Origin of the sequence: Rhizobium sp. BK008, assembly GCF_014197345.1 — a bacterium.
Lineage (GTDB): Bacteria > Pseudomonadota > Alphaproteobacteria > Rhizobiales > Rhizobiaceae > Rhizobium > Rhizobium anhuiense.
The window spans coordinates 32,730-58,067 of sequence record NZ_JACIFK010000006.1 but is presented as its reverse complement, the minus strand read 5'-3'; the positions used below and the strand labels follow the sequence as shown (position 1 = coordinate 58,067).

Genomic DNA, 25,338 nt, shown 5'->3' with positions numbered 1-25,338 from the left:
CGCGTCTCAGACGGGTTGCGGCGATGCACCGCCGTACAGCAGCGCAAAGTTGCTTGAGAGGTCGACCTTTACGCAGCCATCGAGGTTTGGAGCCTCGGCGATGGTGATATCCATAATAGCTTGTCGGCCGAACAGCATCTCGCACAGAACCGGTGAGGTCGCCGCGACGAATAGAGCGCCCGTCGTGTTGCATAGAGAACTAGGATCATGACGCAGGAACATAGTAATCCTAAACCTTCCAGGCTTCGACTGCAGAGAGAGCCTCTGTCAGAATTGTTGCCTCATTCCAGTAGAACCGCGGCTTACCCGCCACGCTTCACAAGACACTCATCGCCACGGTACCGGCGAACGGACATGCGCAACACCTGCTCTTAAGGGCAATCCGCGGACATGAAGACCCGTCTTTTGGGTAAAGACCGGCTGAAAGCTTACGCCCAACACCGTCTTTGGGTGGAGCGAAGGTGCATTAGGCGTAGCCCGCCCTTCACTAGGACAGATTGACTGCGGCTGTGGCTGAATGATTGCTTGAGAGCAGCGCAGCGCGGAGGCCGACACCTGTTTTTTGATCTGCCGCGATCAACAGTCGCTTGTCTTTTCAAGTCAGTCGGGACGGACAATGAGAGTAGATAGCCTCGGAACTGCCAGCGGACCAACCATCAGTTGGCGGGCTATAGAATGCTGGGGTGCCGGCATATCCCTTTTTTTTCAGGCAGGCGCCCTTCTGCCGCTTATCCTGGCAGATGCGGACGGAACGCTCAGCGAATCCGCCAAATCTATACTGCGTCTTCCTTGCTTTCCTGTATATGTCTTTACAATCGTGATCCTGATACGCAATTTTCCGCAATTTCTAACAGCGCTCAGGCGAAATCTGATCGTTCCCTCGATCCTTATCCTGCCGTTTTTGTCTACCCTGTGGTCAATAGGGCCTCAAACGACCTTGAGGCGCGCAATCGGTCTTTTGTTTTGCGTGCTTCTTTCCTATGTGCTCGCGATACGTTTCACCCCAAGGCAACTGCTGTTCCTGTTATTTGTGACCCTCGGAGCCTGTATCGTTCTCAGTGTGGTTATGTCAGTGGTGTCACCAAGCCTCGCCAGTATGCCGGATGGCACTATGCGGGGCATTTTCATTCACAAGAATGTCCTGGGCTGGTACGCGTCTCTGATGATCTTGGCGGCGACGGCTGTGCTGATCGACGGGACGCTCGGCCTGCGGCGAACCGCGTTCATCTTGTTGGCCGCTGGTGTGATCTGCCTTGCAAGCTCCGGATCGATGACCGCGATCATTGCAACGTCAGTGGCGTATTGCCTGATCGGCTTTTATACCCTCCTGAAAAGAAGCAGCAGCATTGGCCGCGTGGTCATCGTCCTGCTTTTCGTTCAGCTGTCGCTCGGCATTCTGATTTCGCTTCACGAATTCCTGGTTCCGGCCCTTGAAGCGCTCGGCAAGGACGCGACTCTGACCGGTCGGGTGCCATTGTGGGAGCTGGTTGATCGCGAAATATCCGATCGTTGGATGGTTGGCTACGGTTACCAGGCATTCTGGACAACCGTGAACCCCGAAGCGACGCGCATGTGGTTGAAGATCGGATGGGCGGCACCCCACGCGCATAATGGATACCGCGATATCTTGTTGAGCTTTGGAATAATGGGAATGATTCCGTTTGTTCTGTTGCTTCTCCATGCAATCCGCCAAGGCGCGACCCTTCACTGCAATGATCCGCACTACGGGTGGCTCTGGCTCAATGTTTTTACGATCATGATTCTGGTGATGAATCTGACCGAGAGTATTTTTTTCACTCAGAATGACGCCATCTTCATCCTGTTTACCGCAGCCATCATCATGTTTTCGCTATATGCGCCCGTCGTTTCGATCAGCCGTGCGCCACCTTGGCAGGCGCCCTCGCGCGGCCTTGCGAGCGGGTTGCAGATATCATGAGGCGGCGCTTTGGACTGACGCTGAGCATGTTGCCTGTCATGCTGTTTCCGCAGTCCGGCAATCCGGCTCCGGTCGGGACAGAGATAGATGCGCCCGAGCGCTTGCAGATGCTCGTCAGGGAGGCGACTTGCGCGGAAGCTTCGCCGACTTTGTCCGCCAAGTTGAATGGGACTTCATTAAGCGAGGTATTGAGCAGCAGCACCGGGGCACGGACGATATTTTACGTTTCTCCCGACGGCAAAGACAGCTGGAGTGGCCTCCTTCCGACCGCAGATCAGCAGGGCGGCGACGGCCCTTTCGCCAGCATTGAAAGAGCCCGTGATGCTGCCCGAGAGAAGGGCGGCAACAACACAATCGCGCTGGGCAAAGGCGATTACTTCCTTGCTCAGCCGATCGTCTTTGACTCCCGCGATAAGGGCTTGATCGTTACGGCAAGATGCAATGAAGCGCCGATTTTGCATGGGGGGCAAAGCGTGTTCAACTGGACGCAGCAGGCCGATGGTCGCTGGACGGCGCCGCTGAAATTGCCACCGGATGAGGGGGTCGGCGACCTTTTCGTCAATGGGATACGCCAAACTCGGGCTCGATTTCCCAACGCTCCCGCTGATGGCGATCCACGCAAAGGATGGTTGTTTGCCGCAAAGTGCCGGCCTGCCATCGACGTACGGGAAGGAAACACGCGCTTTTGTTTCCATGCCGGCGACCTTCCGGCAGTGGGTGATACAAGTGGACTGGTCGTGGACATCGTTGGGGGTTATCAACCCGGAAGCCAGTGGGGCAATGATACGCTCCCAGTTGTATCGATCGATGGCGCCGGCCGGACTGTCTATACCAAAGGCACAGACTATTTCTTTACCGCAGAAGGCAGCCGCTATTTCCTAACCGGAGCCAAGGCCTTGCTCGATGCTCCCGGAGAGTGGTGGTACGACCTTGTCGCGGGCGAGCTTCATTATATCCCCGTCGATCAGTCGTTACCCAGTTCCGTAGTCGTTGCAGGCATTTTGCCGACCTTGTTCAAATTGGATGGGGCCAATGGGATGGTTGTATCAGGGCTCGAGTTTAGAGACGGCGCTCCTGAAGGCAGCGGCAAGTTCTATACGGAAACCAGAGGATTTGGCGCCATGCGGATCGAACACGCTGATGGCGTCAAGATTCTCGGCAACAGCATCGAAAATGTCGGCGTCGGGGTCCATGTGACGGAAAGCAAGGATGCGTTGATTGCCGGCAATGTGATTGCCGATGTGGCTGGCAACGGGATTTACGTCGGCACAAATTATGGCACGTTCGGCAAGTCGAACGGCTCCAGAATCCTCTCAAACCATATCCATGACATCGGAAAGGTTTACATTGAAACCGCCGGAATATGGTTCCAGGCGGCTGACAATGTCAGGATCGCCAACAATCTGATTGAAAACACGGCGCAGTTCGGAATCGCCGGCGGTTCGCTGTGGGGTTCCAACGACGCCGTCTATAACGCCGTCATCGAGCACAACGTGATCCATAACGCCAACCAGCAGACGGCAGATGGCGGCGCCATCAAGATGATGGGGGAGCAAGCCGACTCGCTTAACAGCGTCATCCGCTCCAATCTGGTGACCGGGACCGGTCATCTCATGAACAGGGTCGATGGAACGTTCTGGCCTCCCGGATACGAGAATACCAGCGAATGGCCGTCTCCTATCAGCTGGGCGATCTATACGGATGGGAAGGCGAGCGGACTGCGTATCGAGGGAAATACGCTCTCGGGCAACATCGCGGCGATCGGTATCAATGGCGGTTGGAGCAACCTGGTGGCGGGAAACGTCATCACACACGGATCGGGCGCGGCTTTTCGGGTCGATGAGGGTACCGGCAAGGGTTGGCGTCCGCCATGGGCACGCCCCAATCGCATTGAGGAGAATGTTGTATCTGTCGACAGTGACAGTGGCATTGTGGCCTATGTCAACGCTCCCGATCTTGGGCTTGGATTTGTGCAATTCGCGCGCAACCGCTACAGCGGTAACTTGAACGACAAGAGCTTCAGGGTCCATCCGGAGATCATGCTTTCGGGAGAATTCGGCGGCCTAGGAGATCTTCAGAAGGCTGGAGAGGACACCGGAAGCGTAGTCGCGCCGCCCGAGTAACAAAAGGCGCCGCGACGAGGGGTGTTATGCGGCGATAAAGTCCGCAGCTATGGCGACCTATAACGCCCTTCAACCACGGCGTGCCCGCGCTGTGCGAGGCTTGCGGGTATAGCGCATGCAGGCATGCGCATCAAAATCGGGGACCTAGAGATCTGGTAGGGTGAGGCAGGTTTCCCATAGTGGGCGGGGCAATATTATTGGCAGCGAGCTGTCTCAGCATCTCTGCACTGAGCGTTCCGCGAACGTCAAGATCGCGATTGCAGCCTTCCCGGCATAGGGGTCAGGAATTCCCTGATGACTATAACCATACGGCACATCGCCGCTGGAACTTAGATCTGTCCGCAGCTGGTTGGTTGTGTCGGACGTCTCCGAACGCTCGCCGGCCGGGGTCTTCATCTCGCCTATCGGGTTGAGCATGTCTCTCTTCCCGACTTTGTTCGCGCTCAAACCTCACGAGCGTTGATCACGCTAGAGTGAATAGCTTCTGCGGCTCTGCGCGGGTCGAAGCGCCATTTCGGGCCAACGGTCATCAAAAAGAGCAATATGGCAAGCGGTGGGGTACATGGACTTACTTCGAATATTGTACGTCGTCGCGGCATAAGACGTAAATATGAAATCTCTTCTACGTCCAATAGCTGGAGCGGCAAGTATGGAGGCAATCGGCCTGCCGGGATATTCTGATGACAGTTTCGATCGCGAAAGCGTAGGTCATGGGAAATCAATCAGCAGGCAGCAGCCAAACTTCAGTTCTTCATCCAAAGGGTTCCCTAGAATGGACGAATGTCCTTGGTGTTCGCGTTTCGGCAGTCAATCTCAAAAGCGCGACGGGATTTATTCAAGAAGCGATCGAAGACGGCAGAAACGAATATGTGTGCGTTCGCGACGCACACGGCATCGTCCGCTGCCAAGATGATCCCGAGCTCCGGTCGATCCACAACCGGGCGTTCCTCGTAACCCCCGACGGCATGCCGCTTGTTTGGGCGCTGAGACATGCTGGTCATGTGGAAAGCGACAGGGTCTATGGACCGGATCTGATGTTATCCGTCTTCGATGCCGGCAGCTCCAAGGGCTTGCGCCATTTCCTTTATGGCGCAACGGCCGAAACACTCGAGCAACTGCAGGCGCGCCTTCTGGCAAAATTTCCGCAAGCACGGATCGTCGGCTCCTATGCGCCACCTTTTCGCAACCTGTCGACGCGGGAGGAAACGGATATTGCTGACCGGCTCAATCGGTCGGGTGCCGATATCATCTGGGTCGGGCTGAGCAGTCCCAAGCAGGAACTCTGGATGGCGCGCATGCGCGATCGTCTGGAAGCATCGATGCTCATCGGTGTCGGAGCCGCATTCGATTTCCACGCCGGCCTCAAGCGGCAGGCTCCAAGGTTCATTCAAAGAAGCGGCTTCGAATGGGCGTTTCGGCTCTTGTGCGAGCCGCGACGGCTGTGGCGGCGCTATGCGCTCGTCGTGCCGACCTTCATCTCACTGACGGCATTCCAGAGACTGGGGCTTCGGAAGTTTCCAATCGAAGACAAGGTTTTTGGATCAAGCGTGCCAAAAGCGGCAGCTGTAAAGGTGTAGCCATCATGTCCCTATTTGCTTCGTCAGCAATGAGACCAGGTCCGAAGGCATCCACATCAAATGACATGACGTCGCGGGCGATTCCGGCAGGTTCCGTGCCGCCCATAGCAGCTAAGACCGCCGATCCCTTTGCACAGGCAGCGTTGAATATATCAGTCGCACTAGGGCGCCAGCTTGCTCGGCTTGCAACATCGTCTTTCCTGGTCGCCGGCGACATTGCAAGCTATTTGATTGCCTACTTTGTTCTCCTGTCCGTTCTCCCCATGGGTTCGGAGGGCACAATGGTGGAGCGTACGTTCACGATCGCAGCATTCGCTGCGATGATCCTTTACGCGTCGGCCGGCCTCTATCCTGGATATCGGTTGTATGACCACGAACATCTCCGGCGGCGCACCATAGCTACCGTCAAGGTGGCTGTCCTGACGGCATTCGGAGCAATTGTCCTGCCGGAGGGGGAACGACTGCTGCTTGCCGTTATTGGGTTCCTCGCTCTCGGGCTGATTGTCCAGCCACTTGCGCATTGGCTTGCACGAGGCCTGTGCCGGAGACTTGGAATCTGGGGGGAGCGCGCGGTTGTCATAGGGGCGCGCAACCTTACTCCCGCGCTTGTGGCACATTTCGAGGACCACTGGCAGTATGGTATCAGGCCGGAGCCCTTTTCCCCCGATACTTTGGAGGCATTGCCCGATGGCGGGCCATCCATTGCCGTGATTGCCGGCGACACAGGCTCGCTTGGACCCGACTTGGCGGCGATGCGTCGGAAGTTCGTGGAAGTCATTTTGCTGTCCGACACGCCGAGCCTCAAGGTAAGCGGATTGCGACCTGCAGATGTCGGCGGAGAGATCGGCATTCGCCTCACCACTGGTGGGAGTTGGGTCAACTCGGATCTGGTTCGCCGAATCCTCGATCTCGCGATCGCCATCCCTGCAACGATCGTGGTTGCGCCATTCATCGCGTTCGCAGCGGCTGCAGTCTATGCCATCGATCCAGGTCCCGTCTTCTTCCGGCATACAAGGGAAGGGCGGTCCGGCAAGCCGGTGCACGTCCTGAAATTAAGGACGATGTACCAAGATGCAGAACAGCGCCTTGAAGCATTATTCCGAGACAACCCCAGCATGCGCGCCGAGTGGTTGAGCCACTTCAAGCTCAAGGACGATCCGCGCATCCTTCCGGTCATCGGACATATGCTGCGCTCTTCGAGCATCGACGAGCTCCCGCAATTGGCAAACATCATTGCGGGCGAGATGGCCTTCGTGGGACCACGCCCGTTTCCCGAGTACCACCTTTCGGCGATGGACGGCGAATTTCGGGCCAAACGCCGTTCCGTCACGCCGGGGCTGACGGGTCTCTGGCAAATATCCGAGCGAAGCAATGCGGATATCGAGCTGCAGCAGCAACTCGATGAGTTCTACATCGACAACCGGTCCTTGTGGTTCGACTTGCACATCCTTCTGAGCACAATTCCTGCGGTCTTAAAGGGCAAGGGAGCTTGCTGACCTGTTCCTCGTCCTTCGGCAATCATCACAACAACGGAGCACACCAATGCACGGACAAAAGCGAATTATGGTAACCGGCGGCACCGGGTTTCTGGGGTCATTCCTGTGCGAAAGGCTTTTGCGAGAGGGCAATGATGTCCTCTGCGTGGACAATTACTACACCGGTTCGCGCGACAATGTGCTGCATCTTCTTGACGATCCTCGCTTTGAGGTGCTCCGTCATGACATTACCTTCCCGCTCTATGTGGAGGTCGACGAGATCTACAATCTCGCCTGTCCGGCATCTCCGGTTCACTATCAGCACGACCCCGTGCAGACCGTGAAGACCAATGTGCACGGGGCCATCAATATGCTCGGCCTGGCAAAACGCACCAAGGCGAAGATCTTCCAGGCATCCACGAGCGAAGTCTATGGCGATCCGGCAGTCCACCCTCAGCCCGAGGAGTATCGAGGCAGCGTCAATCCCATAGGGCCGCGCGCATGTTATGACGAAGGCAAACGGTGTGCCGAAACATTGTTCTTCGATTACCATCGCCAATATGGCGTGGAGATCCGCGTGGCACGGATCTTCAATACATACGGGCCTCGCATGCAAACCAATGATGGCCGCGTCGTCTCCAATTTCATCGTTCAGGCGCTTCAAAACGAGCCGATCACCATCTTCGGCAACGGTAAGCAAACGCGCTCCTTCTGCTATGTAGACGATCTGATTGAGGGCTTTATCCGCCTGATGGGGGCGCCGGCCGGCGTTACGGGTCCGATCAATCTCGGTAATCCAGGAGAATTCCAGGTCCGGGAACTGGCCGAAATGGTCATCGAGATGACGGGATCGAAATCAAGCATTGTTTACAAGCCTCTGCCGATTGACGATCCGACGCAGCGCAAGCCCGACATCACCCACGCAAAGCAGGACCTGGGCTGGCAGCCGACCGTAAACCTGCGACAGGGGCTTGAGAAAACGATCGCGTATTTCGAGTGGAAGCTGTCTGGCGGAACCAAGAGCACGCTTGGCGTCCAGTCCTCGCGAATGGCCTACACCCATCTGCCTACCCCGGCCGTCGGCCTTCCCGTTCAGGAAGCCGTACCAATCGGGCCGTGAACAGAAAGATCGATCATTGCAAGCTCGTGTTCTTTCGATGGGATGGTGCCGGAAACATGAATGTGCATAGCATACCAACAGGAGCCGCCCTTGCGGGTGCAAAACAGCGGTTAGGCCCCATCGTCTTTGCAGTCGATGCGGCCTACGCCGTTCCCTTGGCGACCGCCCTTAGATCGATCGCCGAGAATAACCAAAGCGCATGGCCCTTGAATATCCATGTCATTCATGAGGGAATAGGCGAAGAAATAAAGCGACTGATCTTTGACTCTCTGCCCGCAAATTCTGCAGTCATTCAGTGGCATCCCATCGCCACATTGTCCTTCGCAAATGGATTTTCCACTCGCCCTGGCGTATCGAGGATGACCTTCGCAAGGATCCTTCTGCCGCAGTTCCTTCCGCAGACCTGCAATCGGGCTCTGTATCTGGATGGCGACATCCTGGTCCTGACTGCGCTTGAACAGTTGTGGAATATCGATCTCGGCGAGGCAGTGATCGGCGCCGTACCGGATTACTGGCTGGACAATGTTGTAAGCATCGGACCAAGTGCGACAGGCGGCCCTCGGGTCGAACGTTATTTCAACGCCGGCATTCTTCTCATCGACCTTGAAAAATGGCGAAACGAGCGAATAACGGAACGTTCGCTGGAGTATCTCGACCGCTTTCCGACGACGGAATATTCGGATCAGGACGCCCTTAACTTTGCCTGCGACGGAAAGTGGAAGATCCTGAACCGCGCCTGGAATTTTCAGTTCGAGCCAACGCAGGCGATCGCCCGCATCGCGCTCGAGCAGAAGCTCGCGATCGTTCATTTCGTGACCAACGTGAAGCCCTGGAAATCAGGAAGCTTGAGCCCGAACGTCGCCTTCTACGATGCATTTCGGTCCCGGACCCGTTTTGCGCTTACCCGGTGGGAGCGCGCTCGGAGTGGCTTGAAGCGTGTAGGCTCGCGGCTGCTTGCCCGATCCTCCTTGTTGAGAGCTGCATGGTCCTGCACGAAATCAGCGATGCGGGCACACGCATCGACGTCGCGCCAATGAATCGGGAGCGACGAACGCGTCAGAGCGAAACGAAGCCGGGTTCGGGTTCCATGAAATACTCCCGAACGTAACGATTGCCTGCGGAGGATTAAGTTTGCAACGCGTTGATGTCGTCATTCCCTGCTACAACTACGCTCATTTCCTTGAGGAATGTGTTGGAAGTGTTCTGTCACAGGCAGGCGTCGATGTACGCGTGCTTATTCTGGATGACTGCTCGCCAGACAATACGCCGGAAGTCGGAAAGGCTCTGGCATCCCGGGACAAACGGGTCACCTATCGGCGGCACACGGCAAACAAGGGCCACATCGCCACCTATAATGGCGGAATCGAGTGGGCGGGCGGCGACTTATTCCTGCTTCTCTCCGCGGATGATTATCTCTTGCCGGGCGCGCTGGGTCGCGCTTCGGAGTTGATGCGCAATCATCCGAATGTGGGGTTCACCTTCGGGAACGCGCTCATAGCTGAGCCGAGCGGCGTCAGTAAGCGCGTCGATCCTCTCGGGGACAATGGTGTGGCTCCCATGCAGGTCTTGTCGGGCCCGCAATTCATACGGTTGAGTGGAGCAAACAACCTGGTTCCGACACCGACGGCCGTCATCAGAACGACGCTGCAAAAACAGGTCGGCGGCTATCATAAGGAACTGCCGCATACCGGTGATATGGAGATGTGGCTGCGGCTCGCATCACATGCCGGAGTGGGCTACATCAACCAAGACCAAGCCGTATACCGCAGACATGCTTCGAACATGTCGCTACAATACTATGGACAAAGTATCCTTCCCGACCTCCGGCAAAGAAAACAGGCTTTCGATATTCTGTTTCGTCAAGGCGCGGAAAGCCTCAGGAAAGATGAGAAACTCAGACGTTTTCTTGCCAGGGATCTCGGGAAAGAGGCGCTTCGGCTGGCAGGCATGGCATTCAATAATTTCGATATTGCCACAGCCATGGCTATTCAGCGCTTTGCTCTTGAAGTTTCGCCCGAAGTGCGAAATTCATTGCCCTGGATCAAATTGGTCTGCAAGCAAACAATCGGGCCAAAATACTGGTACGCCCTGAATTCTATCGGGCGACGCGTTGCAGGATGAATGGGCAGGAGGGGGCCGTTCATCCGCAAGTACGCAAACAACAGTCAGGTGGTCGAGCGCTCGATCGCTATTATGCCAAGATCGCGGGAGACGGGATGGAGACGAACCCCGGCATCAAAAAACCCGGTGACGCATTCGCGCCATCGGGTTTTTTGAGCAAGACCGTGGTTCCAAGATACGAAGAGGTTTGCCTCAACAACGATCAGTACAACGCCTTATCCACGCTCATGCCGGAATACTGGTTTGGAACAAGTCGTTGAGCTTGAACACGACTTCCGTCCTGTTCGTTGCTTTGACCTTTTTCATAATGTTACGAACATGCACCTTTACAGTGCTTTCTCGCAGATTGAGCTCATAGGCGATAATTTTATTCGCCTTTCCGCGTCGGAGCGCTTCAACGACTTCCACCTGACGATCCGTGAATATGCCGGCTAGCGGGCGCGCGGTCGAATTGCTCGAGTCCAGCAAGTGACGCATGGCGAACAGGGCGCTTGCAGGTACAAAAATTCCTCCCGCCACCGACAGCGCGATCAGCTCCATGCACACACTGACGCTGACCGAGGCGGGTATGAACCCCTTGGCTCCGTACTCGAGCGCCCTGACGATTTGGCCGAAATCGTCGCTATCGGCCAATACGATGAGTGGCGTTGATGCAAATTCCGACGAGAGCTTCCGGATTTGCTCCGAAACGGCCGGTTCATCGATCTTTTTGCCGCCGACGTTCAAGAGGATTGCCGAAAGCGGAGGATAGTCGTCCCGCTTCTGCTTCCACTCCTCAATTGATCCAAATGCCAGAATCTGCAAATCCGTCTTTTGGGCAGCCATGCATTGCGCCAAGCATTGCCGATCGAGTTCACGATTATCGAGAATGACAAGCGAATGCGTTTGTCTTGTCGACAAGGCAAGTGCCGTCGAATTACTTTCTATCGTAAGGGGAAATGCTAGGTTCTCCTGCCTGGAGTCTAAATTCGGTATAAGTGCTGAATTCACAGCTTCACCCTCCCCTAACACGTTTACGCTCTCACTACGGCTTCGAGTACCAACCCCTCTCAATACGGGGGTTTAGGAAACTCTAAAGTAGGAATCGAATACCACAATTCGCGGAACGTTACAGTAGCTAATATAGGCTAAGTAGCGCACAACTACCATCGTAAGGCGGAAATAGAATGATAAATCTAAGGTAGACTTATATATTACTAGGCGGTTTGTAGAATAGTCTGCGCCGTTACACCGCATTTTGGGCGGGCCACTAAATGCATGGAAACAATCGTCGTCTCCGGCATGGGTCCGGTAACGGGTGTGGGAGGTGGCCCCACCACCAATGTCGGTCGATGCGTGAATAAGGGCGTAAGTCGTCATAAGTAGATACGCCTTTAGGTGAATAACCTTAAACGTTTTGTTTCTTTACTCAGATGAAGAAAACAATTCTCTTTGAAGTGAAGAGAAGTATTTGTCCTGTCGGTATGAAACCTTGGGTGCAATCAAGCGATTGTTGTTTCAACTGAGAATCTGGGCTTGTTCAGGAGTAGGGGTTTTGCAGGGATGATTGCATCAAACGTCAAGCTGGGTGACGGCAGCATCATCCACCATCCAGATCTGGTGAATCTATACGGCTGCACGATCGGCGCAGGAACGCGCATCGGCACCTTCGTCGAGATTCAGAAGAACGTCATCGTCGGAAAAGACTGCAAGATCTCCAGCCATTCCTTCCTCTGTGAGGGCGTGACGCTGGAGGACGGCGTGTTCATAGGCCACGGGGTGATGTTTACGAACGACATGTACCCGCGCGCCGTCAATCCGGATGGCAGCCTGCAGACGGAGGCCGATTGGATCCTCATCCCGACGTTGGTCAAGCGCCACGCATCGATTGGCAGCAACGCCACCATTCTGCCTGGCGTGACCATCGGAGAGGCTGCCCAGGTCGGCGCCGGTGCGGTTGTAACAAAGGACGTGCCTGATGGCGCCATTGTCGCGGGCGTTCCAGCCAGGGTGATCGGTCGCGTCAATGACGGGGCAGTCGACATGTATGCGTTGGGAGGAATGAAATGATCGGCATCGCTGTTGTCGGGTATGGGTATTGGGGTCCGAATCTGGTTCGTAACATCTCGGAAGCGGCCGGCGCGCACCTCGTTTCAGTTTGTGATCTGAATGTCGAACGGTTGGCGGCTGTTAAAAGCCGGTATCCAGCAGTAACGATCACCGACAAGTTCGAGGAAGTTCTGCGCGATCCAAAGGTGGATGCAATCGCCATCGCAACGCCGGTCTCGACCCATTTCAAGCTCGCAATGCAGGCGATGATGGCCGGAAAGCATGTCTTCGTCGAAAAGCCGATGGCATCGACGACGGAGGAAGCCGCACGGATGGTCGAAGAAGCGGCGCGCAGACGCCTCGTGCTGGCCGTGGATCATACCTTCGTCCACACCGGCGCCGTCCGCAAGATGTGCGAACTCGTCGAAAGCGGCTTGGGCGACATGTATTATTACGACTCGGTCCGGGTCAATCTGGGGCTCTTCCAGCACGATGTCAGCGTTATCTGGGACCTCGCGGTGCATGATCTCTCTATCCTGGACCATGTTGTGCAGGAAAGGCCGGTGGCGGTTTCGGCGACGGGCATGAGCCATGTGCTCGGCGAGCCTGAGAACATCGCCTATCTGACGCTCTTCTTCGAAAGCAAGCTGATCGCCCACATCCACGTCAATTGGCTGGCGCCGGTCAAGGTGCGCCGCACCCTGATCGGCGGCAGCAACAAGATGGTCGTCTACGACGATCTGGAGCCCAGCGAAAAGATCAAGGTTTACGACAAGGGCATCACGCTGAACCCAAATTCTCAGGCCTACGGCGAGAAGGTGCATCAGATGATGGTCGGGTACCGCAGCGGCGACATGTGGGCGCCCAAGCTCGATATGACCGAGGCATTAAAACGCGAACTGGATCAGTTCGTCGAGTGCATCGAGCAAAATTCGCGGCCCATTACGGATGGCCAAGCCGGGCTGCGGGTCGTTCGCATCCTTGAAGCCGCAAGCCGGTCGCTCGCCCAGCGCGGTCGTATCATCGAGCTCGAAGAGGCGAGGCGCATTGCATGATCCCGTTCCTCGATCTCAAAGCACAATATCAATCCATCAAGAGCGAAATCGACACCGCCGTGCTCGGTGTCCTGGCCTCGGGGCAATACATATTGGGCGAGGAGGTCGCCCGCCTCGAGCAGGAATTCGCGGACTATTGCAACGTCAAACATGCGATAGCCGTCAACACTGGGACGAGTGCCCTGCATCTGTCGCTTCTCGCGGCAGGCGTCGGCCCCGGCGATGAAGTCATCACCGTGCCATTTACCTTCGTCGCGACCGTATCGGCGATCTGCTACGCAGGTGCACGACCGGTATTCGTCGATGTCGAGCCCGTGACGCTGACGATGGATCCGGCGCAACTCGAGGCTAAGATTACGGCCCGAACCAAGGCCATTATTCCCGTCCATCTCTACGGTCAGATGGCCGATATGGACGCGATCAAAGCGATTGCCGACCACTACCGGATCCCGGTCATCGAGGACGCCTGCCAGGCGCACGGAGCGCAATACAAAGGCGCGCGCGCCGGCAGTATCGGCACATCCGGCTGCTTCAGCTTCTATCCCGGCAAAAATCTCGGCGCCTGCGGCGAGGGGGGTATCGTCGTCACCAACAGCGACGATCAGGCCAAGACGATGCGGATGCTGCGCGACTGGGGTCAGGAACAGCGCTATCACCATCTGCTGAAGGGCTTCAACTACCGCATGGATGCCATTCAAGGTGCGATCCTGCGCATCAAGCTCCGGCATCTCGAAGCCTGGACCGAAGCGCGGCGCGCCCATGGACGCCGCTACTCGTTGCTGCTTGGCGGTTCGGCGAATTTGAGGACTCCTGTCGAAATCTCCGACCGGCGCCACGTCTATCACGTCTATGCTATCAGAAGCCGCGATCGTGACCAGCTTCAGCGCGTATTGAGCGCGGAGGGCATTCAGTCCGGGCTGCACTATCCGATCCCAGTGCATCTGCAGAAGGCCCATGCCGACCTTGGTTACAAGGCCGGCGATTTCCCAAACTCGGAAGCCGCCGCACGGGAGGTCCTCTCGCTGCCGATCTATCCGGAGATGCCGGCGTGGCACGTCGACCAGGTGGCCGCCGCGCTGGAGAACGCCTATGTCAGTTGATCGTGCGGGCGAGGCCCGGATCGTGCAGGCGGTCCACGGCCGTCATGAAAGGCCGGCGGACCCTGCCTATCAGGCCGGGCTGGCCGAAGAACTGAGGCAGTCATACGGGCGCGCCGGCCTGATTGAGCTCTACGGTCGTTTCGCGGCCGGTGACGGTGTCATCGATACTCTGATGCGAAAAGCCATCTGGCAAGCCATCGCGCGGAGCTGTGGCACAGGATTGCAAGTTGCAGGCGGTGCCGGTTTCAAACATCCCGAGACGTTCGACATCGGCAATGGGGTGTTCATCGGGGCTCAGGCCTATATCCAGGGTCGTTTCGACGGCCGGTGCAAGATCGGCGATAATGTCTGGATCGGGCCGATGGCCTATTTCGACGCTCGCGATCTCGTGATCGAGGATTCTGTCGGGTGGGGACCTGGCGCCAAGGTGCTTGGCTCGACCCACACGGCACTGCCCTTGGATGTGCCGATCATTCGCACGGATCTTGAAATCAAGCCGGTACGCATCTGCGCAGAGGCCGATATCGGAACGAACGCGACCATTCTTCCCGGCGTGACCATCGGGAAGGGGGCGATCATTGGAGCGGGGGCAGTTGTCGTTTCCGACGTCGAACCGTTCTCGGTCGCCGCAGGTGTACCTGCGAAATTCATACGTTGGCGTTCGGATAATGATCCGATGACGAACATGTCGCGTGAGGGAAGATCATGAGAGACAAACGGGTGCTCATTACCGGCGGGGCCGGTCTGATCGGCTCGCATATTGCCGATCTTGTCGCATTGGAAAAACCTCGCGAGATCATCGTCCTCGACAATTTCGTGCGCGGGCGCCGGGACAATCTCAGCTCGGCGATAACAAGCGCGCCTGTTAAGATCATCGACGGGGATATCCGCGACAGAGCGCTTCTGGCAAAAGTCTTCGAAGGCGTCGACATCGTCTTTCATCAGGCCGCCATCCGCATCACGCAATGCGCCGAAGAGCCTCGACTGGCTTTCGATGTCCTTGCGGAGGGGACGTTCAACGTTCTCGAAACCGCCGTCAAGGCGGGCGTATCGAAAGTAGTTGCTGCCTCTTCCGCCTCCGTTCTGGGGCTTGCCGAGAGTTTTCCAACGACCGAAGAGCACCATCCGTACAATAACCGGACGATCTACGGCGCGGCGAAAACATTCAACGAGGGGCTGCTGCGTAGTTTTGCGGAGATGTACGGCCTGCGCTATGTCGCGCTCCGTTATTTCAACGTCTATGGGCCGCGCATGGACGTTTACGGCGCCTATACGGAAGTTCTGATCCGTTGGATGGAACGCCTGGTGGCCGGGATGCCGCCCCTCATCTATGGGGATGGTAGCCAGACGATGGACTTCGTCGATGCACGCGACATCGCCCGGGCAAACATTCTGGCCGCGAAAAGCGATGTCACGGACGAAGTGTTCAACGTCGCGAGCGGCAAGGAAATAAGTCTACTGGAACTCGCGAAGATGCTGAGCGACATCATGGGTTCCTCGCTCGAACCGCAGCACAAAGAGGCCCGCACGGTCAACGGCGTGACCCGTCGCCTTGCCGATATCAGCAAGGCCGAACGGCTCCTCGGCTTCAAGGCGGAGATCTCCATGGAGCAAGGGCTTCGCGATCTCGTTGCCTGGTGGCAAAAGCAGACAAGCGCAGGAGGGCAGGCTGCATGAGCTCATCTCAATCCATAATTCCGGTTGCCAAACCCGTCCTCGGGGAAGAAGAGGCTGAGGCTGCGCGCCGCGTTATTCTGTCGGGATGGGTGACGCAGGGGCCGGAAGTCGCGGCTTTCGAGCGTGAATTCGCTGCCTTTGTGGGCGCCGCGCATGCTTGCGCCATGTCCAATTGCACGACCGCGTTGCATCTGGCCCTGAAGGCTGTTGGCATATCCACCGGCGATGAAGTCGTCACAGTCAGCCATTCGTTCATCGCAACGGCGAACGCGATTCGATACTGTGATGCAGTGCCGGTCTTCGTCGACATCGAAGCGGATGGTTACAACATCGACCCCAGCCTGATCGAAACAGCAATCACGCCTCGCACCAGGGCAATTCTCTGCGTGCATCAGCTCGGCATGCCTTGCGATCTCCGCGCCATCGTGGAGATCGGCAAGCGCCACTCGATACCGGTTATCGAAGATGCAGCCTGTGCGTCCGGAAGCGAAATCCTGTGGGACGGTCGTTGGGAAAAGATCGGCAAAGCGCATGGCGACATTGCCTGCTTCTCCTTCCACCCCAGGAAGGTCGTCACGACAGGCGATGGCGGCATGTTGACGACGGCCAATCCCGAATATGACCGGAAGTTCCGGCTCTGGCGCCAGCATGGCATGAGCGTCACCGATGCCGTTCGTCACGGCTCCAAACAAGTCATCTTCGAAGACTATGATGAGTTGGGCTACAACTACCGGATGACCGATCTTCAGGCGGCCGTCGGACGCGAGCAATTGCGGCGGCTGCCGGAATTGGTTGCCCAGCGCAGGCTGCTTGCCGAGCAATATTGCGAGCGTCTGTCGACGATTGTCGGGCTTTCGCTGCCGGCCGAGCCGCGCTGGGCTCGCAGCAATTGGCAGAGCTTCTGTGTGAGGTTGCCCGATACGGTCGACCAGCGGGCCGTCATGCAGACCCTGCTCGATCAGGGTATCTCGACTCGGCGTGGTGTGATGAACATTCATCTGGAGGGAGCCTATTCCGGTGAGACCTCCCACCGCGTTGCCACGAGCCTGACGCGAAGCGTATCTGCGCAGCAGCAAACGATAATCCTGCCGCTTTATGCCCAGATGACCGTGTCTGACATGGACCGGGTCGTCGAAGCCTTGCGCGCAGCCCTTGCGGAAGCGACCGTCGGAGCCGCCAGCGTGCAACGTGCCATGGATGTCGCTGTCGCCTGAACCCGCATTTGCCTGAGGTAAAAACAATCTGCATAACGAAACAATGCGCGTATCTCCGGATACGCGCATTGTTTCGTTATGCAGATTTCGTGATCCATCCGCGGATGGTTGCGGGCACGGACTCCGGCGGAAGCAGGTCGATCAGCATGCGCAGCGAGTAGAGCCCGCAGAGAGCGACGGCGACGAAGCCAATCGCCGTCGCCGGCCATAGCGGCAAAATCGAGAACATCAGGAATACCAGTCCCGATGCGGGCAAGAAAAGCAGCCCGTGTCTGCGATTGGCGGCGGACCAGCGAAAACCGGTCAGCTTCCGCACGATCACATAGATCAGCATGCTGTGCCAGACATAGAGGCCGAAAAACGCCATACCGGCTCCCTGCGTGCCGAGCAGCGATACGAAGAGCCAGGCAAGCCCCACATGCACGACCGCCGCCGCAACCTCCGTCCAGAAGAAAATCGCCTGGGTACGCTTTGCCACGACGATGAAACCCATCGGCCAGGAAATAATCCGCAGCATCATTCCAAGGCAGATCCAGCGCAGAAGATCGACTGCCCCCTGAAATTCCGCCGAATAGAACAGGCTCATCATGAGCGGCGCAAGCGTCAGGGTGGCGAGCAGGCCGGGGCCAGCGAGCAGCATGCTGATTTCCGCCTGTTCATTGACCAGCCGATTGCATTCGGCATTGTTGTCGGCCGCCGCGGTCAGGCGCGGATAAAAATCCGTTCCCATCGCCTGCAGGATGAAGCCGGCATAGAGACCGCCAAGGCCCCAGGCCGCCTGGTACAATCCAGCCGCCATGACACCGCCCTCCTTCAGCACGATGAGGCGGATGGCATAAGCCGCGCCGAAGGTCAGAAGCCCGCTTGCCATGAAGACGAAGCCGAGCCTGAGCAGTGCCGACACTTCCCGACCGAACTGGCGCGTGGGCATTGGCGAGGGATGAGGGCAGATCCGCCGGCTGTACCACCAGGTCGGAAGGATCGAGGCAGCCGCAATGACCACGAGGGACGGTGCGATCGCCTGCAGGCCGAACAGATAGATCAGCGGGATGCTGACAGCTGTGCCGATAAGCCCGGCAAGCACGTTGATACGGGCAAGATCGGCAATGCCGCGCAGGCCCTGGATCAATGCAGTCTGCCCTGCGGAGACCAGTCGAAAGAAGATTGCCAGCGACAGCAATGCAATGCCACCGGCATGCTGGTAGCCGCCGAAAGTGAAATTTGAAACCGGGAATGCCAATGCGGCGAGAAGGAGCGCACCAAACAATCCGAGCACCATCGATATGCGTCTCAGCACTGTTGCTGATCGTGCGATCATTTCTGCGTCATCGGTGCCCGCAGCTTCGGCAATCTGGCGCACGCCGCTGCTGCCCACGCCAAGCCCGGCAATCGCCTGCGCGATATCGAGGATCGATCCATAGAGGCCCATCAGTCCCACGCCTTCCGGCCCGAGCAGAACAGCCATGGCTTTGTTTCTGATAATGCTGAGTGCGACATTGACGAGCGAAGAGCCGCCCATCAGCATCGTCGATTTGAGGATCTGGGTGTAGGTCTGGCTGCTGGGTGGGGTCATGCGCAAAGTCATCGGATGCCCATGCCCGTTATCCGGTGCCGGCGTTCAATCGCCCGCCGCAGGGCCGATTGCGGCACATGCCTTTCGCGGATCACCGGCTTACCTGACTGATATTAGCCTCTGTCTGAACAGGCAGCGCAGCGGCGTCTTCGGACGGCGCATCCGTGATACGGGGCTTGGTTACCCTGACCACGTCGCCCGGCGCCAATTCCGTCGTTTCGGATGCCTGGAATTGATTGACTTGTCCCTTGTCCCGCCGGCTCACGATGAAGGTCAGCGGGAGTTCCTCATCGCGGTTATTCACGTTGATGCCGGTCGACAGCTCTCCGAGAAGCAGTTGTTGCGTGGTGTCGCGCTTCAATTTGAGCTGATCGAGAGTGGCCTTTTCCGCCTGCACTTCGGAAGCGACCTCGCTCCGACGAGTGTCGGAAAGTCCCTCGAGATTGCGCGTCGTCTCGTTGATCGCCTGGCGGCCCCGCATGATGGCGGTGACCAGATCGAGCCGGTCGGAGCGATAGTTGGTGAGCAATCGTTCCAGATCCATCTGTCGTGAGGTGATCGTGAGGCCCTTCTGGACAAGCGTCTTCACGCTCGTCAGTTGCTCCTCGACCGACTGGATATTGTCATCCGAGCCTTTCAGCTTTTCTTCCAATGTATCGATTTCCGCATTCAAGAGATTGCGCAATTCGACGAGGGCCACCGACTGCTTGGCGAGCGCGTTTGCACGGGCCTGAAAAATGACCTGCTCCTCCTGATGGATACTCTCGGCATATTGCCGATCGGCAGCGGGCGGCGGATCGAAGACGATCTCTTTCGCGCCGGCCATCTCCGCTTGCAGCCGCGCGAGCTTTGCCGAACTGCGTAGCAGCGAATGGTCGATTTCTCGTAGCTCGCCGGCAAGCTTGATCGTCTCCGTTTGCTGCTGTGCCGCAGCCCGCAACGGGCCGCCGCTCATGGCCAGGGATTGCAGGACGCTGAGGCCGGAGTGAAACTTGTATTCTCCCGGCGCCATCACGTCTCCGACGACGTAAATGGCCGGATAGTCGAGAACGTCGATGGTCACCGCAGGTGTCTGGGCCAAACCCATCTTTGCCTGAAGGCGCTTGCCAATCTCGCTGGTCAGGCTGGCACTGTCCAGATTTCCAACCGGCAGCGACCCTAGAAAGGGCAGGGAGACTTCACCTGCATCCGAAACCGTATATTCGCCGCCAATCGCATCCCATCGCTCAAACTGGCCCTTGGACGGCATCCATTGGACGACCGTCAGGCGGATTTTCGTTTGTGGAGCCAAAGGGGCGCTATCGGCGAGAGCCGGTGACGCAGCTCCGGCAAGAAAGACGAGTGCACTGATGACAGACGTTGCTCGAAAGAACAGGTGAGGGACGCGGTGCGATAGATTCATGTACATGTCTCGCCTTCAAAACATCCTTCAACGGACGCTGGTCCGATGCCTTAAGCGCTGTTCGAACGCCGGACGCCAAGCCCGAAACCACATCGCTAGTGTGCAGTGTGGCGAAGCCTTGAGGAAGGTGGAGGTCGTTTACTTTGCCTAATCACAATTGATAGGGTGGGGAGGGTGCATAAGCCTAAATCGAGCAGAAGCACATATCTTCTGCGCGACACAGAGGCATCGCCTCGAAAAAATCAACAGGCCCAACGGCCTATGCTATCGCACGAACGGTCCGGTACGTGGTCTCCTGCTTGGAGGGCCAGCATTGGCGCCACCATGCGGCGATGGTGAAACCACCGCCGCGGCTTCGAGCCTTGCACAGGAAGGGCGAATCTTCGCGACCTCACGCGTCCCATCCATCACGTGGGCGACGCAACGCGGCCGTTTGCCCAAAGGATGCCGCATGTAGAGCGAAAGGCGTAGGATATACCCTCTCATTTTTCGGCTATAATTCAGGGTCTCGTATCAAACGATCCTCATAGATTCGATCCTGAAAATCACGCGAGAGGTGCCCGCCATGTATCGCAACGCTCGCCGCTGGAGCTCGCGCTCCCTCCTGTTGGATTCGCTGGTTCCCCGATGGTTGGCCGTCGGCGGAGAGGGAAAGCCGCGCAAGCCTGCCGAAAGGCGCGAGGATAGTGCTCAACTTGCGACATCCGTGCAAACCGCGGATGGAAGCAAGCATGATGGAACGCTTGTCGACAATCCCGACAACAACGTGGAGCTCAATGAGCATGACGTTGGACGGAGAGAGGGCGTGATCGGCGACGCGGACGGTCGAGCTGATATCCCCCGCGCGCAGCCGCCCATGGCCAACACAGTCGCGACAAATCTCGAAACGGGGGGGCGAAGCGCTGATACTGCCGCGTCACGGTTGCCCGCCTACACGCTTGGTTTTGCGCGTTTCGAGCGGGACGCGAACGGAGTTGCATTCGGGGCCGCATCGCCCTTTTATCGCACCTATGCTGGAATGAGCTCCATAGGCGACGATCCTCTGGCTCCGTATCTGCCGCAAAGCCCTGCACCGACGGTTTCCGGGCAGGGTTCTGCTGCGGTGGCGGCTGAGCGTGCGCACTCGGGCAAGGTCGTCATTCTCGAATCGAGCCCGTCAGCGCAGGCGACAGCCCAGCATGCCGGCGCTAATTCGCTGGCATTTGGCATGCCCTTTGGTGTGTGCGGATGCGGCTACTTTACCTCCCCCACGCGGATTCTCGATTGGGCGCATGGCGGCGCCTTGCTTCAACAGGACGGTCAATTGTCGGGAACCAAGCTGACCGAGGGCCCGGACTATGTGCAGACGATCAAACGGGCCATAGGCGCCTCGGTCAGCGATCCGCTTCTCGACCGTGATTTGTCCCCGCTCTCGGGCTGGCGCGGGACCGCAACGTGGACGGATTCGACGATCTTGAACGGATCGTTGCCCGGTGGCGGAGAAATCGGAACGGGCACGTCCACATCCAAGGGTATCGGCATCCTTTCCGGCTCGGTGACAACGCCACCTTCTACACAGCGGTCGTTGGCAACGCAAAATCTGGCGGCCGCGGCGGCGGCGGCCAGCAACGCGATCGTGCTGGAAAACCAGAAGCAGGGTAACCCGGAGAGTGAGTGGGGCATCGACGGTGCCGGTAGCTCCAACATCGAGGGGTTTGCGACCGACATCAGCGTCGACAACGGCAAGACGGTCAGCTTCAAGATCAATACCAATTCCACCAATTATCGGATCGACATCTATCGGCTCGGCTATTATGGCGGCATGGGCGCGCGCAAGGTCGCGACCATGCAGCATACCGGTTTGCAGACGCAGCCCAATCCGTTGCGCAACGCCTCGACCGGCACGGTGGATGCCGGCAACTGGGCAGTCTCGGCGTCGTGGACCGTACCCAATGATGCCGTCTCGGGCGTCTACATCGCCAAGCTCGTGCGACAGGATGGCACCTTTGGCGAAAATCAAATCCCGTTCATCGTGCGGGATGACGACAGCCACAGCGACATCGTCTTCCAGACTGCAGACGAGACATGGCAAGCTTATAACGGCTGGGGTGGCGCTAACTTCTATGGCGGCAATGGTCCGGCGACAGGCCAGGGGGCGGGTCGTGCCTATGCGGTCAGCTACAACAGGCCGATTGCGACCCGCGGCGGGGTCGGCACCTATGCCGGTCCGCAGGACTATCTGTTCGGCGCCGAATATGCAGGCATCTACTGGCTGGAACAGAACGGCTATGACGTCTCCTACCTGTCGGGTGTCGACGTCGACCGTTATGGCAGCCTGTTGCTCAATCACAAAACCTATGTTGATGCCGGGCACGACGAATACTGGTCTGGACAGCAGCGAACCAATGTCGAAGCCGCGCGCGATGCGGGCGTCAACCTGATGTTCTGGAGCGGCAACGAGGTTTATTGGCGCACCCGTTGGGGCAATGCCTACAGCGCCGACGGCACGCCCTATCGCACGCTGATCTCCTATAAGGAGACCTGGTCGCCCACCGCCAGCATCGACCCTTCCAACGAATGGACGGGCACATTCCGGGATCCGCGTCTCAGCCCACCCGCTATCGGCGGCGGAAACCCGGAAAACTCACTGACCGGACAGTTGTTCAAGGTCGACGATGTCGGCAGCAATCTCCAGGCGATCACTATTCCCTATGACGACGCCAATCTGCGTTTCTGGCGCAATACCAGCGTCGCCAATCTTCAGCCTGGCCAGACGGCGACGCTCACCAAGAACTATCTTGGTTACGAATGGGACGAAGCTGTAGACAACGGCTTTGATCCGGCCGGCCTCGTGAAGCTGTCGTCGACGACGCTTCCGGTCAGCACTTACTTGCTCGATTACGGAAACACGACCGGCAATGCGACCTCGACCCACAATCTGACGCTCTATCGCGCGCCCAGCGGTGCATTGGTGTTCGGCGCCGGCACGGTCTACTGGACATGGGGCCTGAGCGACAACCACGATCTCACGGCGACGCCGACGGACCCGCGCGTGCAGCAGGCAATGGTCAACTTGCTTGCCGATATGGGCATTCAGCCCGGGACGCTGCAATCCGGGCTCGTCGCGGCAACCGCTTCGTCGGACAATGTTGCACCGACTTCCATCATCACGGCGCCGTCAACGGCGACCGTTGGCTCCGCAGTCACGATTACAGGTACCGCCACCGATACGGGCGGCGGGGTCATCGCCGGCGTCGAGGTTTCCACGGACAACGGGGCAAGCTGGCATCCGGCGACGGGCGATGAGAACTGGACTTATACCTGGTCGCCGCAGACAGCGGGCACATACACCATCCGATCTCGCGCCGTCGACGATAACATCAACCTGGAAACACCCTCGGCGGGACGCACGGTCACCGTCAGCGGGCCGAGTTACACCTCTCTCTTCGGCGCCGCGACGCCGGCGGTCGTCAACACCAACGATAGCTCAGCCGTTGAACTCGGCGTCAAATTCCAGACCTCCGTGGCAGGCACCGTCACCGGCATTCGTTTCTACAAGGGCGACCTGGATACTGGCACGCATACCGGTTCATTATGGTCGAGCACCGGCACGCGGCTTGCGACCCTCACCTTCACGAATGAGTCGGTCAGCGGTTGGCAGACTGCCTATTTCACCAGCCCGGTGTCACTGACAGTCGGACAAACCTATACGGCGTCTTATCACACGAATAGCGGTCATTATTCCACGACCACCGGCTACTTCACCTCGAACGTAACGAGCGGGTCGCTCACGGCGCCGGCCAGCGGCAACGGCGTCTACCGCTATGGCAGCAACAGCCTATTCCCCACGAGCACGTTCCAGTCGACGAACTATTGGGTCGATGTGATGTTTACCACGCCGAGCTCGAACACGACGCCGACGGCAGTTGCCGATGCGGGGGACGCGACGGAGAAGGGTGGTGTCGCCAATGGTTCGAGTGGTGTGGTTGCGAGCGGCAACGTGCTGACCAACGACACCGATCCGGATGCCGGTGATACCAAGACGGTCACGGCGGTCGTTTTCGGCGCGACATCAGGCACGCTTGGTTCGGCGCTGAACGGCACCTATGGCAGTCTCGTGCTCAACGCATCGGGCGCCTATAGCTATGCCGTCAACGAGAGCAATGCCGCCGTGCAGGCGCTGCGCCAGTCGACCAACACGCTGAGCGATGTCTTCAGCTACACGATGCGCGACACTGCCGGCGCCACGGCCACGGCCAACCTCACCGTCACCATCCATGGCGCCAACGACGCGCCGGTGCTGGCCGTCCAGACGGTGGCCCAGAACGCCACCGTCGGCTCGGCCTTCTCCTTCGTGCTGCCGACCACCACCTTCACCGATGTCGACAGCACCGAGACGCTGGCCTATACGGCAACGGCTGCCGATGGCACGGCGCTGCCCGCCTGGTTGGCCTTCAACGCCTCGACGCGGACCTTCTCCGGCACGCCGACGGCAACCGGCACCTACGGCGTCAGGGTGACGGCAACCGACCTCGGCGGCCTTGCTGCCAACGAGACCTTCAGCATCGCCGTATCGACGGCTGGCAACAGGGCGCCGACGGCGGTTGCCGATGCGGGGGATGCGACCGAGAAGGGTGGTGTCGCCAATGGTTCGGGTGGTGTGGTTGCGAGCGGCAACGTGCTGACCAACGACACCGATCCGGATGCCGGTGATACCAAGACGGTCACGGCGGTCGTTTTCGGCGCGACATCAGGCACGCTTGGTTCGGCGCTGAACGGCACCTATGGCAGTCTCGTGCTCAACGCATCGGGCGTCTATAGCTATACCGTCAACGAGACCAATGCGGCCGTCCAGGCATTGCGCCAGTCGACCAACACGCTGAGCGATGTCTTCAGCTATACGATGCGGGACACTGGCGGCGCCACCGCCACGGCCAACCTGACCGTCACCATCCACG

General features: G+C 58.2%; 18 protein-coding genes. 14 read left to right on the top strand and 4 right to left on the bottom strand.

Features of this window, described 5'->3' with window-relative positions; all coding sequences use genetic code 11:
• Positions 1 to 6: 6 nt before the first annotated feature.
• Complete coding sequence (locus tag FHT69_RS22580; protein ID WP_028757675.1) at positions 7 to 222, bottom strand: hypothetical protein; 216 nt, start codon at positions 220 to 222, stop codon at positions 7 to 9.
• Positions 223 to 616: 394 nt separating this feature from the next.
• Here FHT69_RS22580 and FHT69_RS22575 point away from each other — a divergent pair, with 394 nt between their 5' ends.
• The 7 genes from FHT69_RS22575 to FHT69_RS22545 all read left to right on the top strand — a co-directional run bounded on the left by FHT69_RS22575 (position 617) and on the right by FHT69_RS22545 (position 10,352).
• Positions 617 to 1,936 carry an O-antigen ligase gene (locus tag FHT69_RS22575; RefSeq protein WP_183905985.1) on the top strand — a complete coding sequence of 440 codons (1,320 nt, stop codon included), beginning with the start codon at positions 617 to 619 and terminating at the stop codon, positions 1,934 to 1,936.
• Entirely contained in the window at positions 1,933 to 4,059 is a 2,127-nt protein-coding gene (locus tag FHT69_RS22570) for a right-handed parallel beta-helix repeat-containing protein (RefSeq protein WP_183905984.1), read from the top strand. The genes FHT69_RS22575 and FHT69_RS22570 overlap by 4 nt, the downstream gene beginning before the upstream one ends.
• Before the next feature lie 710 nt (positions 4,060 to 4,769).
• Complete coding sequence (locus FHT69_RS22565; RefSeq protein ID WP_183905983.1) at positions 4,770 to 5,636, top strand: WecB/TagA/CpsF family glycosyltransferase; 867 nt, start codon at positions 4,770 to 4,772, stop codon at positions 5,634 to 5,636.
• Positions 5,637 to 5,641: 5 nt separating this feature from the next.
• Positions 5,642 to 7,132 carry a sugar transferase gene (locus tag FHT69_RS22560; protein WP_183905982.1) on the top strand — a complete coding sequence of 497 codons (1,491 nt, stop codon included), beginning with the start codon at positions 5,642 to 5,644 and terminating at the stop codon, positions 7,130 to 7,132.
• A 46-nt stretch (positions 7,133 to 7,178) separates the two neighbouring features.
• Positions 7,179 to 8,231, top strand: a complete 1,053-nt coding sequence (locus FHT69_RS22555; protein WP_029733095.1) for a UDP-glucuronic acid decarboxylase family protein — start codon at positions 7,179 to 7,181, stop codon at positions 8,229 to 8,231.
• A gap of 56 nt (positions 8,232 to 8,287) precedes the next feature.
• Positions 8,288 to 9,268 (top strand): glycosyltransferase family 8 protein, encoded by a 981-nt coding sequence (locus tag FHT69_RS22550; RefSeq protein ID WP_048338511.1) that lies wholly within the window; start codon positions 8,288 to 8,290, stop codon positions 9,266 to 9,268.
• A gap of 94 nt (positions 9,269 to 9,362) precedes the next feature.
• Positions 9,363 to 10,352 (top strand): glycosyltransferase family 2 protein, encoded by a 990-nt coding sequence (locus FHT69_RS22545; RefSeq protein ID WP_028757615.1) that lies wholly within the window; start codon positions 9,363 to 9,365, stop codon positions 10,350 to 10,352.
• A 225-nt stretch (positions 10,353 to 10,577) separates the two neighbouring features.
• Here the strand turns inward: FHT69_RS22545 and FHT69_RS22540 are convergent, their stop codons facing one another.
• Positions 10,578 to 11,342, bottom strand: a complete 765-nt coding sequence (locus FHT69_RS22540) for a response regulator transcription factor (protein ID WP_029733098.1) — start codon at positions 11,340 to 11,342, stop codon at positions 10,578 to 10,580.
• 552 nt (positions 11,343 to 11,894) lie between these two features.
• Here FHT69_RS22540 and FHT69_RS22535 point away from each other — a divergent pair.
• From FHT69_RS22535 to FHT69_RS22510, 6 genes are read left to right on the top strand one after another with little or no spacing between them, the layout of a single operon-like run.
• Complete coding sequence (locus FHT69_RS22535; RefSeq protein WP_047619763.1) at positions 11,895 to 12,401, top strand: acyltransferase; 507 nt, start codon at positions 11,895 to 11,897, stop codon at positions 12,399 to 12,401.
• Positions 12,398 to 13,435, top strand: coding sequence for a Gfo/Idh/MocA family protein (locus FHT69_RS22530; RefSeq protein WP_029733100.1), 1,038 nt, complete (start codon positions 12,398 to 12,400; stop codon positions 13,433 to 13,435). The genes FHT69_RS22535 and FHT69_RS22530 overlap by 4 nt, the downstream gene beginning before the upstream one ends.
• Positions 13,432 to 14,535, top strand: a complete 1,104-nt coding sequence (locus FHT69_RS22525) for a DegT/DnrJ/EryC1/StrS family aminotransferase (protein ID WP_029868054.1) — start codon at positions 13,432 to 13,434, stop codon at positions 14,533 to 14,535. Before FHT69_RS22530 ends, FHT69_RS22525 begins: the two co-directional genes overlap by 4 nt.
• The gene (locus FHT69_RS22520; RefSeq protein WP_097545104.1) at positions 14,525 to 15,244 is read left to right on the top strand and encodes an acyltransferase; all 720 of its coding nucleotides are present in this window, start codon (positions 14,525 to 14,527) and stop codon (positions 15,242 to 15,244) included. The genes FHT69_RS22525 and FHT69_RS22520 overlap by 11 nt, the downstream gene beginning before the upstream one ends.
• A complete protein-coding gene (locus FHT69_RS22515; RefSeq protein ID WP_029868052.1) occupies positions 15,241 to 16,212 on the top strand; it encodes an NAD-dependent epimerase/dehydratase family protein in 972 nt (323 codons plus the stop codon). The genes FHT69_RS22520 and FHT69_RS22515 overlap by 4 nt, the downstream gene beginning before the upstream one ends.
• A complete protein-coding gene (locus FHT69_RS22510) occupies positions 16,209 to 17,426 on the top strand; it encodes a DegT/DnrJ/EryC1/StrS family aminotransferase (protein WP_047619769.1) in 1,218 nt (405 codons plus the stop codon). The genes FHT69_RS22515 and FHT69_RS22510 overlap by 4 nt, the downstream gene beginning before the upstream one ends.
• A gap of 76 nt (positions 17,427 to 17,502) precedes the next feature.
• Here FHT69_RS22510 and FHT69_RS22505 read toward each other — a convergent pair whose 3' ends face one another.
• Together FHT69_RS22505 and FHT69_RS22500 are read right to left on the bottom strand one after the other, a co-directional pair.
• The gene (locus FHT69_RS22505) at positions 17,503 to 19,011 is read right to left on the bottom strand and encodes an O-antigen translocase (RefSeq protein ID WP_097545106.1); all 1,509 of its coding nucleotides are present in this window, start codon (positions 19,009 to 19,011) and stop codon (positions 17,503 to 17,505) included.
• Between the two features lie 79 nt (positions 19,012 to 19,090).
• Complete coding sequence (locus FHT69_RS22500) at positions 19,091 to 20,401, bottom strand: polysaccharide biosynthesis/export family protein (RefSeq protein WP_174824524.1); 1,311 nt, start codon at positions 20,399 to 20,401, stop codon at positions 19,091 to 19,093.
• Between the two features lie 565 nt (positions 20,402 to 20,966).
• Here FHT69_RS22500 and FHT69_RS22495 point away from each other — a divergent pair.
• Positions 20,967 to 25,338: N,N-dimethylformamidase beta subunit family domain-containing protein (locus FHT69_RS22495; RefSeq protein WP_246780750.1), on the top strand; the 4,372-nt coding region annotated here is incomplete at its 3' end.